This is a genomic window from Meiothermus ruber DSM 1279 (assembly GCF_000024425.1).
Classification (GTDB): Bacteria; Deinococcota; Deinococci; order Deinococcales; family Thermaceae; genus Meiothermus; species Meiothermus ruber.
In genome coordinates this window covers 2,475,258-2,489,640 of sequence record NC_013946.1, presented here as the reverse complement: position 1 = coordinate 2,489,640, position 14,383 = coordinate 2,475,258, and the positions used below count along the sequence as shown (strand labels likewise).

General features: G+C 61.3%; 13 protein-coding genes and 1 pseudogene. 10 read left to right on the top strand and 4 right to left on the bottom strand.

Features of this window, described 5'->3' with window-relative positions:
• Positions 1 to 125: 125 nt before the first annotated feature.
• On the top strand, positions 126 to 1,154 hold the full coding sequence (locus MRUB_RS12265; protein ID WP_013014685.1) for an EfeM/EfeO family lipoprotein: 1,029 nt from the start codon (positions 126 to 128) through the stop codon (positions 1,152 to 1,154).
• A 20-nt stretch (positions 1,155 to 1,174) separates the two neighbouring features.
• Entirely contained in the window at positions 1,175 to 3,385 is a 2,211-nt protein-coding gene (locus MRUB_RS12260; RefSeq protein WP_015586744.1) for an FTR1 family protein, read from the top strand.
• Positions 3,386 to 3,565: 180 nt separating this feature from the next.
• Here the strand turns inward: MRUB_RS12260 and MRUB_RS15825 are convergent, their stop codons facing one another.
• Positions 3,566 to 4,855, bottom strand: a complete 1,290-nt coding sequence (locus MRUB_RS15825) for a hypothetical protein (RefSeq protein WP_156113856.1) — start codon at positions 4,853 to 4,855, stop codon at positions 3,566 to 3,568.
• Between the two features lie 84 nt (positions 4,856 to 4,939).
• Positions 4,940 to 5,185 (bottom strand): hypothetical protein, encoded by a 246-nt coding sequence (locus MRUB_RS12250; RefSeq protein ID WP_013014682.1) that lies wholly within the window; start codon positions 5,183 to 5,185, stop codon positions 4,940 to 4,942.
• A 95-nt stretch (positions 5,186 to 5,280) separates the two neighbouring features.
• Here MRUB_RS12250 and MRUB_RS12245 point away from each other — a divergent pair, with 95 nt between their 5' ends.
• Positions 5,281 to 5,568 carry a type II toxin-antitoxin system Phd/YefM family antitoxin gene (locus MRUB_RS12245; RefSeq protein WP_013014681.1) on the top strand — a complete coding sequence of 96 codons (288 nt, stop codon included), beginning with the start codon at positions 5,281 to 5,283 and terminating at the stop codon, positions 5,566 to 5,568.
• A complete protein-coding gene (locus MRUB_RS12240; RefSeq protein ID WP_013014680.1) occupies positions 5,552 to 5,827 on the top strand; it encodes a Txe/YoeB family addiction module toxin in 276 nt (91 codons plus the stop codon). Before MRUB_RS12245 ends, MRUB_RS12240 begins: the two co-directional genes overlap by 17 nt.
• Before the next feature lie 132 nt (positions 5,828 to 5,959).
• Here MRUB_RS12240 and MRUB_RS12235 read toward each other — a convergent pair whose 3' ends face one another.
• The gene (locus MRUB_RS12235; RefSeq protein ID WP_013014679.1) at positions 5,960 to 7,180 is read right to left on the bottom strand and encodes a vWA domain-containing protein; all 1,221 of its coding nucleotides are present in this window, start codon (positions 7,178 to 7,180) and stop codon (positions 5,960 to 5,962) included.
• Between the two features lie 14 nt (positions 7,181 to 7,194).
• Positions 7,195 to 8,616: a sigma 54-interacting transcriptional regulator gene (locus MRUB_RS12230; protein ID WP_013014678.1), complete on the bottom strand. Its 1,422-nt coding sequence runs from the start codon at positions 8,614 to 8,616 to the stop codon at positions 7,195 to 7,197.
• Positions 8,617 to 8,949: 333 nt separating this feature from the next.
• Between MRUB_RS12230 and MRUB_RS12225 the strand changes: the two genes are divergently transcribed.
• The 6 genes and pseudogenes from MRUB_RS12225 to MRUB_RS12205 all read left to right on the top strand — a co-directional run bounded on the left by MRUB_RS12225 (position 8,950) and on the right by MRUB_RS12205 (position 14,382).
• On the top strand, positions 8,950 to 9,552 hold the full coding sequence (locus MRUB_RS12225) for a nitroreductase family protein (protein ID WP_013014677.1): 603 nt from the start codon (positions 8,950 to 8,952) through the stop codon (positions 9,550 to 9,552).
• A 317-nt stretch (positions 9,553 to 9,869) separates the two neighbouring features.
• On the top strand, positions 9,870 to 10,613 hold the full coding sequence (locus MRUB_RS12220) for a VOC family protein (RefSeq protein WP_013014676.1): 744 nt from the start codon (positions 9,870 to 9,872) through the stop codon (positions 10,611 to 10,613).
• Positions 10,610 to 11,545: an ABC transporter substrate-binding protein gene (locus MRUB_RS12215; protein WP_013014675.1), complete on the top strand. Its 936-nt coding sequence runs from the start codon at positions 10,610 to 10,612 to the stop codon at positions 11,543 to 11,545. The genes MRUB_RS12220 and MRUB_RS12215 overlap by 4 nt, the downstream gene beginning before the upstream one ends.
• 10 nt (positions 11,546 to 11,555) lie before the next feature.
• A pseudogene (locus MRUB_RS16290) lies at positions 11,556 to 12,404 on the top strand (ATP-binding cassette domain-containing protein); the annotation flags it as partial.
• Positions 12,405 to 13,262, top strand: coding sequence for an ABC transporter ATP-binding protein (locus MRUB_RS16285; RefSeq protein WP_327037107.1), 858 nt, complete (start codon positions 12,405 to 12,407; stop codon positions 13,260 to 13,262).
• A gap of 163 nt (positions 13,263 to 13,425) precedes the next feature.
• Positions 13,426 to 14,382, top strand: coding sequence for an ABC transporter substrate-binding protein (locus MRUB_RS12205; RefSeq protein ID WP_013014673.1), 957 nt, complete (start codon positions 13,426 to 13,428; stop codon positions 14,380 to 14,382).
• The last annotated feature ends 1 nt before the right edge of the window (position 14,383 follow it).

Sequence of the window (14,383 nt, the reverse complement as noted above, 5' to 3'; positions counted from 1 at the left end):
GGCACCGTTGCGGCGGTTTCGCTATTGCAACTAGTTATCAATACAAATATACATATATTCCAACCGGATTACTTGACTTTATAACAACAGCTTCCTAGACTGGGCCTTGAAAAGGAAGGAATGCCATGAGATGGCCTATTCTCGCGCTGCTATCGCTATCGTTGTGGTTACCCACAGCCCAGGCCCAGGTTGAAAGCGTAAAAAGCTATCTGATCGAGCGGGTGACGCAGCAAAAAGCCGCCACCGCTCAACTGGCCGAGGCCGCCGGGCGCTATGAGGCCATCGTTCGCAATGCCGGGTTCAAGTATGCCAGCCTAGCCCAGCAGCACGGCCCGGCTATTCGCAACGCTCTGCGGGACGCGCGGATAGCCTGGATTAAAGCCAGCCCGATTTACGAGAGCGTGGAGGGCATTGTGGCTGGGGTCGAGTTGCTGAGCGATTTCGACCTCAATCTGGACGCCGGTGCTTCGGGGGCCGAGGGGGGCGACGCCGTGGTCACCTTCGACCTCAAGCTGGCCAACGGCAAGGTTCTGCCCCGCCCCGGTAATCTTTTTGGCGTTTTGGAGGGCAGCCTGTGGGGCAGTGAGCGCGCTTTCTCCTCCGGGGTTGCCTTTGATGTGGACGGTGATGGGCGCATAGGGTTTGGCGATCAGTTACCCGATGCGCTTATCCTGCGGGCTGCGGCAGAAAAACTGGATGCCATGACCGGGGAGCTGCTGGCTACCGCCCGCACATGGAAGCCCACCGCGCAGGATGTGTTCAGGGCTTTAGCCGCCAACGTCCCCACGGCAGCATCGGTGTTTATCGAGCGCTGGAAAACCAGTCGGTTTGTGCTGGGCGACAAGGCCACCCGCCGGGACTTTAACGTGATCTCTTCGCTGGACGACCTGATCAACAACATCACCTCCTGGCAGCAGCTTTATGGGGGGGTGGCGCAGCTCGTGCAAGCCAAAAACCCCTCCCTTGACCGGCAGATTCGTGATGGCCTGGCCAGCCTCAGAACCTGGGTGCAGCGCCTCGCCGCCCAGGAGAAAACCCGTCGCTTCACGCCTGAGCAAGCCGAGATGATCCTCAAAGAGGGTGATAACCGCGCCACGGCTGTGACCGGAAAAATCGTTCAGGCTGCTGCCTTGCTGGGCATCAAGGTGGAGTAATGCGCTGGATAACAACAATAATGGTGGTGCTTGGATGCTGGGCGCTTGCCCAGCAAAGCCCTGCTGAGGCGGCCGAGCAACTGCGGGCTGCCTTAAGTCAGGCTGCCCTCGAGCTCAACTTCGATTCCGCTGCGGCCGGGAGTCTTCTGCAGGAAGCGGAACAGGCTGCGCTACAGCTAGAAAAGCTGGGCCTTCGCTTCGAACAGAACACTTTTGCCCAGCTCAAAGAGCAGGTTGTCCAGAAAAACCCAGCCGGTTTTGCCCAGCTACAGGCCCGGCTCTGGACGAATCTACTGGCCCAGAGCTACCAGCGGCTCGAGGAGGCCCTGCGGGCGGGGAACCTCGAGGAGGCCAGGAACTGGATCAGCTTGCGGGAGTACCGTCCAGCCACCCCCTACGCCCCCCCCGCCTACGATGCCACCCTGGCGCTGGAAGAGCTTGCGCACAACAAGCTGGACGTGCAGGAAGCCCTGACCGCCGTGCAATCGGATCTGCTCGGCGCATACCAGGCGCGCCTGGCGCAAGCCATCGAGGCCGCGCAGCAGGCCCAGCAGCAGGGCTACCAGGTGCGCCTGGCCGAGCAGATCGCCTTGGCACAGGGTTATTTTGCAATTCTAGCCGACGCATACCGCCAGCAGCGTGGGGAAGCTGCCCTGGCCCAGGCCCAGCAGGCGTTTGCCACTGGGCAGCCGGCTGCCATGCTAAAGGCGCTCGAGGGTTTTCAAGCGGCCCCCCTGTCGCCGCGCGAGCGGGCCAAACGGGCTAATCAAACCCTGCGCTTTTTACAACTGGTGCCCGTGGAGTACCGCCGGGGTGTGCGGGGCACCGAGGGCGAGGTGCGCGTTACCAACGAGCTTGAAATCATCGAAGCGCGCAGCTTTTTGCGCAGCGCCCAGAGTGCCTGGAAGGTGCTCGAGCCGCTGCTTATAAAAGATCAGCAGGCCCAGGTGAACCTGGTTAACCAGCGCTTCGCCTGGCTCGAGCAGGCCCTGTACGCCCACACCCCCCCCACAGCCGACAGGCTCTCGGACGAGGTAGACGCGACCGTGCGCCTGCTATCGGAGATGCTGCCCGAGTCCTGGCGGCGGGCCGATCCATCCGGCGACCTCGAGGTCATACGTCAGCAGTTGCGGTCGCTGGAAAACGCGGTGGCGGCCGGCCGCTACGATCTGGCCGAAACGGCCCGCCTGGACGCCTACGCCATGCTGGAATCGGGCGCCGAGGCCCGCCTGCGCGCTTTCAACCCCCAGCTTGCCCTCGATCTGGAATCGCTGTTCTGGAATGGGGTGAACCCCCCAGGCCTGGCCCGCCTGATTCGGGATAAAGCCAGCCCCCTCGAGGTGCGCAGCACCCGTCGTGCACTGGAGAGCAAGCTCAGCGAGGCCGCCCGCATACTGGGGCGCGAAACCTCGCCAACCACCATCGGCATCAATGCGGCCATCATCGTATTCCGAGAGGGTTTGGAAGCGGTGCTGATCATTGCAGCGCTGCTGGCCTCCTTTCGTCGCCCAGAAAACCTGCACCTGCGCCGACCGGTCTGGTGGGGGGTGGGCCTGGCGCTGGTAGCCAGCCTGCTTACCTGGGCCGCCATGTGGGGAACCATCCAGCAGTTCGCGCGGTTCGGCGAGCGGGTGGAGGCCGTGGTCTCCTTGCTGGCCATTGGCGTGCTGCTGCTAATCCTGAACTGGTTTTACCACAAGGTGTACTGGACCGACCGCCTGGCCGACTTTCATCAGCACAAGCAGCAGGCCGTGCAAAAGACGGGCTGGGCCGCCATACTCGGGCTGGTTGCGGTGGGCTTTGAAAGCATTTACCGCGAGGGCTTTGAAACGGTTTTGTTTTTGCAGTCGCTGGTGCTTCAGGGAGGGTTCCGCGATGTGCTTTGGGGCATCCTGGTGGGCCTGAGCAGCGTAATTCTCCTGGGAATCGCCATCTTCCGTTTTCAAATTAAGCTACCCCAGAAAAAGATGCTGATCTTCACCGGGGTGCTGATCCTGATGGTGCTGGTGGTTATGGTGGGCCAGACCGCCCACGTCATGCAGGTGGTGGGCTGGCTGCCCATACACGCTTTTCCCCTCGAGGTGCCCTTCTGGCTGAGTAGCTGGTTTGGTCTATACGCGACCTGGGAGGGCATCGTTTTGCAGGCGCTATCAGCGGGTGTGGTGCTTGGAAGCTATTTCTGGGCAGAGCGAATCAAGCGCAATCACCTGGGGCGCCTAAAAACCGCCTGATACCGTTTCCGCTTGAATCCTTCACTGTAGGACGCAGTCAGAGGTGAAGGATTCAAGCCGACCGAAGGGAGTAGAAAAGCCTTTCGGTAGTATCGTTTAGGCTTGTCAAAGTGAACGATACTACCGAAGTGCGCATACCCTTCTAATCGGCGATCCGGTGGTGCGGGTGGCCCCGGTGACCTATGGGGGTAGCTCAAAGTAGCGACGAACGAGATTGCGCACCTCCGGGGGCAGGGGCTCGGACTCGAGGTACTTTTCAGCCTGGCGCTGCACGTTCTGCGGGGGCTGACCCGAGGCCCAGGGGCTGGGCAGTGCAACCGGCCTTCCCTGCCGATTTTCTCCTCGTCCCAGCGGCGCCTCACCGGCGGGGCGCTCCGCACTCGTGGGCGGATTCTGGGGTGGGCGGGTTTGCAGGGCCTGTCCCTGGGCGCTGCCGCCCTCGCCGCTGCGGGTCGGGCCCGGGGCCGGATTATCCCTCGAAGGCTGGCCCTGCCCTGGCTGTGCCTGTCCAGGTTGGGATGGCTGTGCCTGCCCAGGTTGAGGTGGCTGTGCTTGCCCAGGTTGAGGTGGCTGTGCTTGCCCAGGTTGGGATGGCTGCGCTTGCCCAGGTTGGTTCTGGGGCGGCTGCCCCGCCTGGCTGGGCTGGGCTGATTCCGAGGGCGAGGGCTGGGTTTGTCCAGACCGCGCCTGTCCAGGTTGGGACGGCTGCGCTTGACCCGGCTGATTGGTCTGCGGCCGTCCTGTCTGATTGGGGGGGGTCTGCCCAGACTGCGCGGGATCTTGCCCGGTTGGACTGGATGAAGGCTGTTCGCGGCCTTGCAGGTCTTCGTCCGTTTGACCGGGGCGTGTGACATCCTGCGGCTGGTTCTGGCTTTGTACGTCCCTTCCCTGCGCTTGCTGTACAGGTGCGTCTGGTTGCGTGGGCTGCGTCTCTTCGGCTGGGGTGGGGGCTGTCCCCGGCTCCGAACCGGGTGGCTGGCTTTCGGATGAGCTCCCCGGCGGGGGAAGGGGTTCGGCTGGCTGCTGGGCTGGGGTGGTTTGTGGCGCAGCAGGGGAGGGGGGACTCGAGCTCGGAGTAGAGGCCACCGCAGGCGAGGAGGAGGGCGGGGGCAGGGGTGGCAGTACCCAGACCAAGCCCAGCAATAGCACGTAAAGGGCAGCAAAAGCCCAAGGGAAAACCGGCAGCCGGGCCCCGCGCAGGCTGGCCTGCGCCTCGAGCTGCAACTGATTACGCCAGGGGTGGTGGGGAGGGGCCTCCAGGGCGCTGCGGTAGGCCAGGCCATACCGCCGATCCAGGTCGGCCAGGGCGCGCCCTTCCTCCCAGCGGGAGGGGTACAGCAGACCCAGCAACGACCCCAGCACCCAGGCTGGGTGCACCAGCCAGGCCAGCGGAAACAGCAGCAGGGCCAGCCCTATGGCTAGCCAGAGCCGTACCCGCCAGGCCCGTCTTGCGGCCCATGCCCGGTGCATGGGTACAGGGTACTGGGGAAGGGTTGAGTTCAGATAGGATGCAGTACACCATGACGCCGCCAGTACGAGCGCGCCCTGCGCGTCCTAAAGATGTTCCAGAATCTCCTCGGTTTGCTGGAAGTAGCCATCCTTGGGAATCAGCACATAGCCCCTCGAGCTTCGCGCGGGGTAGTAGGGCACCTCGAGGCTCAACTCCCGCTGCTCCTCTTCGCAGCGGCGGATCTGCGCGGGGTTGAAGGCCGGCCTGGGCCGGAACTGCACAGCCTGGGAGAGGCGTTCGATGAGGAGGGCCAGGTAGGCCGCGATTCCCCAGGCTCGGGCCGTTTTCATAAAGGGTAATGTAGCCGGAAGCGAAGGGCAAAGCATGAGTGCCGACCAGTGATCATCGCCTTCGAACTTGTACAGATTTACTGTACAATAGGGTTATGGCTATTGAAACGAGTTACAGCCTGGCTAGAGAGCAGCTTGCTACCCTGCTCGATCGCGTGACCAACGATCTGGAGGTGGTCATCATCAACCGCCGCAACGGGAAGCGCGTGGCTATGATTGACGCCGATGAGTACGAGCGCCTCATGGAAACCGTGCATTTGCTGCGCTCTCCCAAGAACGCCGAGCGGCTGTTGAAGGCACTCGAGCAGGCTCAAAAAGGTGAGGGTCTGAAGGGCAGCACCGCAGATCTGCGGCTCGAGGTACTGGGTGGCCAAGGCAAATAGGCCGCGCGAGGCCCTATTCACGCCGGTCTTTCTCGAGGATCTTCGCTTCTGGGTGGATACCGACCGAAAGGTTGCGCTCAAAATTTTCGACCTGATCGAATCGGTCTTGCGCGAACCCTTTGCTGGGATCGGAAAGCCCGAACCCCTCAAATACCTTGGCCCTGGCATGTGGTCACGCCGGATCACCCAGGAGCACCGCCTGGTTTACCGCGTCTCAGACGAGCGGATTGATTTCCTGCAAGCGCGATACCATTACTAATGCCGTTTCCGCCTTCAAAAGTGAACGATGCTGTCAAAATGTGTATAACCGCTTCTCGGAGGCGGGGGAATTTTTGATCCCAGAGAGTACAAGCTTGGCAAAAGGTGCTCTACAGGCCTGGTCAGGTGCTGTCTAGTTCCGGCTCACCTTGCGGTTCAAAAAGTCCATCAGCACATACCGCCCGATGTTGCCGGGGGTGGTGAGGTAGGCCTTGCCCCTGGTGATCTGGGTGATTTTCTTGACGAAGGCCAGCAGCTCGGGCTCGCGGGCCAGCATGAAGGTGTGGATGGGGATGCCCTCCTTGCGGGCCAGGGTGGCCTCTTTGAGGGTCTCGGCCAGGATCACGGGGTCGAGACCCCAGGCGTTTTTGTAGATCTGACCCGAGGGCAGGGTGAGCGCGGAGGGTTTGCCGTCGGTGATCATGATGATCTGCTTCATCTCCCCGCTCATCTTTCTGAGCATCTTGCGGGCCAGCTTGAGGCCCTCGGCGGTGTTGGTGTGGTAGGGCCCGACCTGCACGGTGGGGAGGCGGCCCAGCGGCACCTCCTCGGCGCTGTCATGGAAGACCCCGAAGCGCACCTGGTCGCCGGGGTACTGGGTGCGGATCAGGTGCGCCAGCCCCAGAGCCACCCGTTTGGCCGGGGTGAAGCGGTCTTCGCCGTAGAGAATCATGGAGTGGGAACAGTCCAGCAGTACCACCGTGTTCATGGCGGCGGTGTACTCGGACAGCTCGATGGTCAGGTCGCGTTCTTCGATGTTCTCCAGCCCCTTCATCACCACCTGCTTGAGTGTCTCGCCGATGTTGATGTTGGGCTGGTCGCCGAACTCGTAGGGCTTGGTCTCGCCGCTCGACTCCACCCCCGGGGCAAAGTGTCGGGTGAGGTGGGCGCCGGGGGCGTTTTTGCCCAGCGAACCCAGCAGGGTGCGCAGGCTTTTGAGGCCCAGAAAGTCCACCGACTTGTTGGTGAGCTCGAGGCGGGTTTCCTGGGCTTCGCCCTGCATGCCCTGGCCCTGGGGGTTGGTAGGGTCGTCGCCGGGCAACCGGATGTAGCCCTCGTCTTGCAGGCGCTGCATCAGGCGCCGCAGTTCCCGGCCCAGGCGGGTTTCCTGAAAGTTCTGGGCGTTCCGGGCCTCGCGCAGCCACTCTTCGGGGATGCGATCCTGCTCCAGCAGGGCCTGCAGCAGGGCGTCCATCAGGTCTTCGGCGGTGGGGCCGCGGTTGGGGTCGGGCTGGTAGCGGTTGTAGGGATCCGAAAAGCCCGAGTCCATCAGGAAGTCCTGGATCATCTCCATCAGGTCGGCGCCGGTGAGGTCGTCGAAGCCCGGTTCGTATTTGGAGTATCGGACGCGCATGGGTTTACCCCCGATCAGTTGCCGCTGCCCCAGCGTTCGCGTTCCCGCTCGAGGGGGGCGCTGTAGCTCTCCTCGCCGCGGGCGATCTTGCGGCGGCCCGCCAGACCCTCGAGGATGAACTCCCCGGCGGCCACCAGGGCCTCGGGGGTGGTCTGGGGCTCGAGCTTCCGGGCAGCCGCGATCAGCCCCGGCACCTTTTCCATCTCCTTAAGCACCGCTTTGGCGCTGCCCTCGGGCAGGGTGAGGAGGTTGCCATCGGCGAAGTACTGCACGATCTCGTCTACCTGCAGGCCCCGGGCCCGTTCGCCGTAGGCCAGGCCAAAGGCTTTTTGCAAGAGGTCTTTAGCCACCCGCTCGGCGCCCTGCAGCTCACCCTCGTACTCCAGCTCGATTTTGCCGGTAATGGCCGGTAGCGCCGCGTAGAGGTCGAGGGGCCGGGCCACCGGGCGCTCCCCCGCCAGCAGGGCCCGCCGCTCGGCATTGGAGGCCACCAGTTCCAGCAAGCTAATGGAGAGGCGCTGCGAGACCCCCGAGGTCTTGTCCACCCGCTTGTCCTCGCGGGCCACAAAGGCCACCGCCTCCGAAGCCTCGGCCACGTAGGCGGGAATGTACATTCCTTCCGCACGAGCGACCCAGGCCTCCTGGCGGGTGATGGAAAGGCCCTCCTCGAGGGTGCGGGGGTAGTGGGTGCGGATCTCCGAGCCGATGCGGTCTTTGAGGGGCGTGACGATCTTGCCGCGGGCGGTGTAGTCCTGGGGGTTGGCGGTGAAGGCAATCCAGACGTCGAGCTCAAGGCGCACCGGATAGCCCCGGATCTGCACGTCGCCTTCTTGCAGGATATTGAAAAGCGCCACCTGCACCTTGGGGGCCAGGTCGGCCACCTCGTTGATGCCGAAGATGCCCCGGTTGGCGCGGGGCAAGAGGCCGTAGTGGACGGCCTCGAGGTCGGCCAGCCCGGTGCCGCGCTTGGCGGCCTTGATGGGGTCAATGTCGCCCAGAATATCGGCCACGGTGGTGTCGGGGGTGGCCAGCTTTTCCACGTAGCGCTCCGAGCGAGGAATCCAGACGATGGGAGCGTCGTCGCCGGCCTCCTCCAGCAGGCGCTTGGCCTCGGCCGAGAGGGGAAAGAGGGGGTTGTCGCGGATCTCGGTGGGCAGGGCCGGCACTTCATCGTCCAAAAGTTCGGTGAGCTGGCGCAAGATGCGGCTTTTGGCCTGCCCGCGCAAGCCCAGCAGAATGAAGTTGTGCCGGGCCAGGATGGCATTGACCAGGCTGGGAATCACCGAGTCGTCGTAGCTCTGAATACCGGGGAAAAGCCGCTCACCCGCGCGGAGTTTGGCGATCAGGTTCTCCCGCGCTTCGTCCTTTACGCTGCGACGCAATTTCTCTAGGGGGTAGGTGCGCTTGAGTTCGCCGAGGGTTCGGGCCTTGGTCATGGGTCAAGTTTAGTCCTGCCTGCTCCAAGACTGTGTAAATCAGATTGGTATTGCGCAAACCGTTTTTGATGCGAAACATGCCAGGCGTGGGCTTGGGTGCTTTCCCCTGCTGAGATTGGTTATCGTTTTTATATTGATAAAATCCGACTGGAATAGTTGACTTTGTGGGTTGACGATTTTAGACTGTGGTCGTTGTGAAGGCTGAATACCCTTGCTGGGCCTGACAACCCGCATGCTGAAAAGCCGTCCCAACCCCAACGGTCTGCCCTGAAGGGAAACCATCCTCAAAACCATCTGTGCTCGAGGCAGAACGCGGGCCCCGGAGGTGTTCTAATGATAGAAGATACGGCCCTCCCCGCCGAGTTGGAAATGCTTATGGATGTGATCCGTAGGCGCCGCAGCATCCATCAGGACCAGCTTTCCCCCGAGCCCATCCCGATGGAATACATCCAGTGGATGCTCGAGGCCGCAAACTATGCCCCAACCCACGGCTTAACCGAGCCCTGGCGTTTTACGGTTTTTAGCGGCGAAGCAAGGCGCGCCCTAGGCGAAGCCTTTGCCCAGAGCTACCGCCTGGCGTTTACGGGTGAGGCCTTTCAGGAGTCGGCCTGGATCGCCCAGAAGGAGCGGGTCTGGAAAGCGCCGGTCTGGATCTCGATCGGTGTGCGGATAGGCACCCATCCCAAGATTCCTGAGTGGGAAGAGATAGCGGCTGTAGCCTGCGCTGTACAGAATGCCCATCTGGTTGCGGCCAGCTTGGGTTTGGGGGCCTTCTGGACCTCTGGGCTGCCAGTGCGGCACGAAAACACCGCCCGCTTTGTGGGCCTGGAGCCGCCCGACAAACTGCTGGGTTTCCTATATGTTGGCCGACCGGCAATTCCATGGCCAAAAGCCCGCCGCAAGCCGTGGGAAGAGAAGGTGGTCTGGAGGGAGTAGGGGTGTTGGTGGTGCTAAGCCAAGCCCTGCAACCTCCTGAACCTTCGCAGACGGTCGCTCGGCGATGGCTAAACCCCCAGGTGGCTTGCTGGATTCAAGCCTTTGCAGGTAGGGATTGTTCCTATGGGAAGGGTGCGCCTCGAGCCCAAAATCCGACTAATCTGGGCGGAGAAATGCATTTTCTTTACCACGGCCACGCGGCCGCACGGCGATCGGCCTGCCTTGAGGCGGGGCGGCAGGGTGCTCTGAGTGAAGGAGGTCTCAGGAAGATGCGCTTGCTGGGGGGTTTGCAACCTGGTCTGGCGTGGGGGGTGTGAATGCTTGAATTTCGCGTTTCCCATATCTTGCTTCGCTTTGAGAACCTCGAGGCGGCCGTGCAAAGCTTTCGCGACCTCGGTTTTGCAGTGGTGAGCAGCCCCCATTGGGGCGGGGCTTGGATATACCTGCCCGATGGCGTATTGCTGGAGTTTTTACCGCGCCAAGGTGGGCTGGAGCGCTTCCTGGCTAAAGGAGGGGAGATTCTGCAAAGCCGCCTGGTTCAATACAAACAACGCCGCTTGCTGGACTTTTGCCTTACCCCGAAAGCTTCTTTTGCTGAGCTCGAGGCCCACCTCCGGGCCCAGGATCTGAGCTATGAGACCCTGGGAGGATGGTGTCCGCACCTGGCCCTGCCCTGGTTTCCACTGCCCTTACTTTTCAACCCGCTGATGCCACAACCCATCCACCTTCCATCCCAGCACCCCAATGGGGTGGTCGGTTTGCATGCGCTTTGTTTGCATACCCCTAACCTGCTGGGTCAAACGCTTCGCTTCCGCCGGCTTTTGGGGCAGTCGGGTTTTTTTGAGAATACCGCCCAGGGGCGGCGCGCCGTCTTTACCATTGGATCTCACCTGTTGTACTTGCAGACCTCCATTGAAGAGGGTTTGCAAACGCTTATCTTGCGCACCCGGCATCCGCTCGAGGGCGGGCTGGATCGAGCCCAGACCCAGGGCGTGGCCATTTACCTTCTGGGTGACCCCATCCTCGAGCCCGTTCTTGGGGATGAGAAAGGAGAACGATGATACGGAACCTGATGATCGTAGCTTTTTGCTGGAGCCTGCTCGCCGGCGCTCAGACCGCCTACCCGCTGACCATCCGACACGATGCGGGCGAAACCACAATCGCAAAAAAGCCCGAGCGTGTGGTGGCCCTGGGAGAGGAGTTATTAGAACTCTTGATACCGCTGGGAGTAAAGCCGGTTGGCTATGGTTCTAGCCGAATACAGGCCGCCCGGCTGGGCGAAGTGGTCAGCGGCCTTACTTACTACTCGCCCAGCCAGCTTGGCCCAGCCATCTATGTGGGCAACTCCATGCAACCCTCGCTAGAGGCCGTGCTCTCGCTCAAGCCCGACCTAATACTGGTCTGGGGAACCTCGGAGGCCATAGAGGGCTTGAAGAAAATAGCCCCGGTGCTGGCTTGGGAGTTTAACCGCGATCCAGTTACAGGGTGGCGTACGGCTTTTTTAGAAACGGCAAGAGCCCTCAATCAAACCCAGCAGGCTCAGAAAGTTCTGCGCGATTACGATGCCCAGATGCGGGTTTGGCGTGGGCGGCTGGCTCCTTTTGTGGCTAAGAACCCCCGCGTTACCTCGCTTTTCCTGTACAACGAGCAGTTTACCGGGGTGTTTGGTCCAAAGTTTAACTACTCCATCGCGTTGGCCCGACTGGGTTTTCGCCTGGCCAACGTACCGGGTGTGGAGATCAAAGACGGTTCGTACCAGCCGGTCTCGCCGGAGGCCCTGGCTACCATAAGCCGAAGCAATACCGACTTTGTGCTGTACATACGAGCCAAAACCCCCGATGGCCGGTATCCGGAATTAACCAGCGAGCGCGTACTCAAAACAACACAGGTGCCCTTGTACCGCTACGAGCTGGATCTTCAAGAACCCCAAGGGGGCCCCATCACCGACCTGCGCAGGGCGGAAAAAATTGCCCGCTTGCTGTTGGGACGCTGAAAGGAGCTGCATGAAACAGGATCGAATACTGGAAGTCAACCAGCTAACAGTTGAGTTCACCACCGATAACGGGGTGATTCAGGCCGTGCGCGACCTGTCCTTTCACATCGATAAAGGCGAGACGCTGGCGGTGGTTGGGGAGTCGGGGTCGGGTAAAAGTGTAACCAGTTTAGCCATTATGCGGCTCATACCCAGCCCGCCGGGGCGGATTGTATCCGGCCAGGTCTGGTTTCGGGGCAAGGATGGGCAGCCAAAGGATCTAATCGGTCTGACGGAGGCGCAGATGCGCCGGATCCGCGGCAACGACATCGCCATGATTTTTCAGGAACCGATGACCTCGCTAAACCCGGTCTACACCGTGGGTGAACAGATTGTGGAGGCCATCCGGCTCCATCAAGGAAAAAGCCGCCAGGAGGCCAAGGCCCTGGCTATAGAGATGCTCAACCTGGTGGAAATTCCCGATCCACACCGGCGATTCGCAGATTATCCCCACCAGATGTCTGGGGGCATGCGACAGCGGGTTATGATCGCCATGGCGCTTTCCTGCAAGCCCAGCCTGCTGATTGCCGACGAGCCCACTACCGCCCTGGACGTGATTATTCAGGCCCAGATTCTGGAGCTGATCAACAAGCTTAAGTCGGAGATTCAGACCAGTGTGCTCTTTATCACCCACGACCTCGGGGTGGTGGCCGAGATGGCCGATCGGGTGGTGGTCATGCAGCACGGGGTCAAGGTGGAGGAGGGGGGGGTTAGAGAGATTTTTGCAGCTCCTAAGGAAGCCTACACCCAGCGTCTTATCGCTTCTGTCCCGCGCATTGATATGGCTAAACCGGCCCCGCCCAAACCGGAAGAGCCACCTGTGCTGCTGGAAATTGAGCGCCTGCAAAAGTGGTTCCCGCTGCGGGGTGGTCTTCTAAACCGTGTTCAGGGCTATGTAAAGGCTGTGTCCGACGTGAGTCTGAAAATACACAAGGGAGAGGTGTTGGGACTGGTAGGCGAAAGCGGCTCCGGTAAAACCACGGTAGGCCGGTGCATCCTGCGGCTGATTGAACCCACGGGCGGCCGCATCATATTTGATGGACAGGACATCACCCATCTGCCCAAACACGAACTTCGGCCGCTGCGCCGGCGGCTACAGATAATCTTCCAGGATCCCTTCGCCAGCCTCAACCCGCGCATGACCGTGGGGGATATCCTGGCCGAGCCTTTGCTAATTCACAACACCCACAAAACAGCCGCAGCGCGTAACCAGCGGGTGGCCGAACTGCTGGAGATGGTGCAGCTCAACCCCGATATGGCCCGCCGTTACCCACACGAGTTTTCTGGTGGGCAACGCCAGCGCATCGGTATTGCTCGAGCCCTGGCGCTCAACCCCGACTTTATTGTGGCCGATGAGTGCGTGTCTGCGCTGGATGTCTCCATTCGAGCTGAGATTCTCGATCTCATCAGGGAACTAAAGAAAACCCTGGGGCTAACCCTGCTTTTCATCTCACACGACCTGGCTGTAGTGGAGAGCATCTCGGATCGGGTGGCGGTTATGTACAGGGGGCGTCTGGTAGAGCTGGCCGATGCCCACACCATCTACCGCAACCCGCAGGACGATTACACCAAAGCCCTGCTCTCGGCGGTGCCCATCCCCGATCCAACCGTAAAGCGAACCCGTGTTCCCTGGGATCCCGAAGCCTATCAGCGCAGGCTGGATACGACGTCGGCTTAGGGCCTTGTGTGGGTTGCAGACTGAGCTAATACGGCGCCTGGTCTGGAGTAAGGCCGATAAATCCGAGTGGAATACTTGACTTTATAAAGCAACACCCAATAGACTTCCCTTTGCGAATGCCGCTCGAGCGCAGCACAGATGCGCTTGCGAAGAGGAGCAGACAGTGAAAAAAGCAGTCTTGGTAGCACTTTTTGGTCTTCTGTTTGTGGCGCTGGCCCAGGGTACCTTTCCCCTAACCATCAAGCACGACGAAGGCAGCGTGACTCTAAATAAAACCCCACAGCGCGTGGTGGTTTTGGATGAAGAAGCCCTGGGTTGGCTGACGGCGCTGGGCGTTTCCGACCGAATTGTGGGCCTAGGCAGCGCCTACCTTACACCCGCCGACGTCGAGGCCGGGCGGGTAAAGCCAGAGGTTCTGAGGAAGGGGTTTTTGGCCCGTGCCCGCCTGAACAACCCGGTGTATGTGGGTAGCTGGATCCAGCCGAACCTCGAGACCATTCTGGCTTTGAAACCCGATCTCATCGTACGCCTGACCTGGCAGGGCAACCAACACTACGACAAGCTCTCGGCCATCGCGCCCACTATCGGCTACCAGGAGGGGGGCGAGGGGTTCTGGCAGCGGGGGCTGCGCGATCTGGGGCGGATTTTTGGCCGCACCGCCCAGGCCGAGGCGATTATCGAGCAGGTGGCGGTGAACAACCGGCGCAACGCCGCCCGGCTGAGGGCTGCTGGTGTCTTCCAGAAGTACCCCAAGGTGGTGGTTATCGCGCCTTTTGCGGGCGGGGCCAACTGGATTTACACCGGGGTGCGGCTGATGCCAGACCTGCGCGAGCTGGGTTTCAAGGATGGCTTTACCCCGGACAAGATCACCCTCAACGTTGGAGCCCCTATCAGCGATGAGGCCCTGCTCTCCTTAGATAAAGAGACCCTGGTGGTGGTGTTTCCTCCGGGTGGTCAGTACGACGGCTCCAAAGCGTTTTTTGAAAGCCCTGTGGGCAAACGCTTGAAAGACCAGAGCATTCTTTACCTTCCCGAGGCCTATAGCCCCTACAGCGGACCGCTGGTGAGCTTGCGCAACTCCAACGACCTGACCCGGCTGATCCTGGAGAAGGTACGCTAGC

Excerpts from the sequence above, each read along its gene's own strand:
- MRUB_RS12245 (WP_013014681.1), top strand. The coding sequence starts at position 5,281 with ATGGCTATTGAAACGAGTTACAGCCTGGCTAGAGAGCAGCTTGCTACC.
- MRUB_RS12265 (WP_013014685.1), top strand. The coding sequence starts at position 126 with ATGAGATGGCCTATTCTCGCGCTGCTATCGCTATCGTTGTGGTTACCC.
- MRUB_RS12215 (WP_013014675.1), top strand. The coding sequence starts at position 10,610 with ATGATACGGAACCTGATGATCGTAGCTTTTTGCTGGAGCCTGCTCGCC.
- MRUB_RS12225 (WP_013014677.1), top strand. The coding sequence starts at position 8,950 with ATGATAGAAGATACGGCCCTCCCCGCCGAGTTGGAAATGCTTATGGAT.
- MRUB_RS12220 (WP_013014676.1), top strand. The coding sequence starts at position 9,870 with ATGCTTGAATTTCGCGTTTCCCATATCTTGCTTCGCTTTGAGAACCTC.
- MRUB_RS12235 (WP_013014679.1), bottom strand. The coding sequence starts at position 7,180 with ATGCGCGTCCGATACTCCAAATACGAACCGGGCTTCGACGACCTCACC.
- MRUB_RS12230 (WP_013014678.1), bottom strand. The coding sequence starts at position 8,616 with ATGACCAAGGCCCGAACCCTCGGCGAACTCAAGCGCACCTACCCCCTA.
- MRUB_RS15825 (WP_156113856.1), bottom strand. The coding sequence starts at position 4,855 with ATGCACCGGGCATGGGCCGCAAGACGGGCCTGGCGGGTACGGCTCTGG.
- MRUB_RS12250 (WP_013014682.1), bottom strand. The coding sequence starts at position 5,185 with ATGAAAACGGCCCGAGCCTGGGGAATCGCGGCCTACCTGGCCCTCCTC.
- MRUB_RS12260 (WP_015586744.1), top strand. The coding sequence starts at position 1,175 with ATGGTGGTGCTTGGATGCTGGGCGCTTGCCCAGCAAAGCCCTGCTGAG.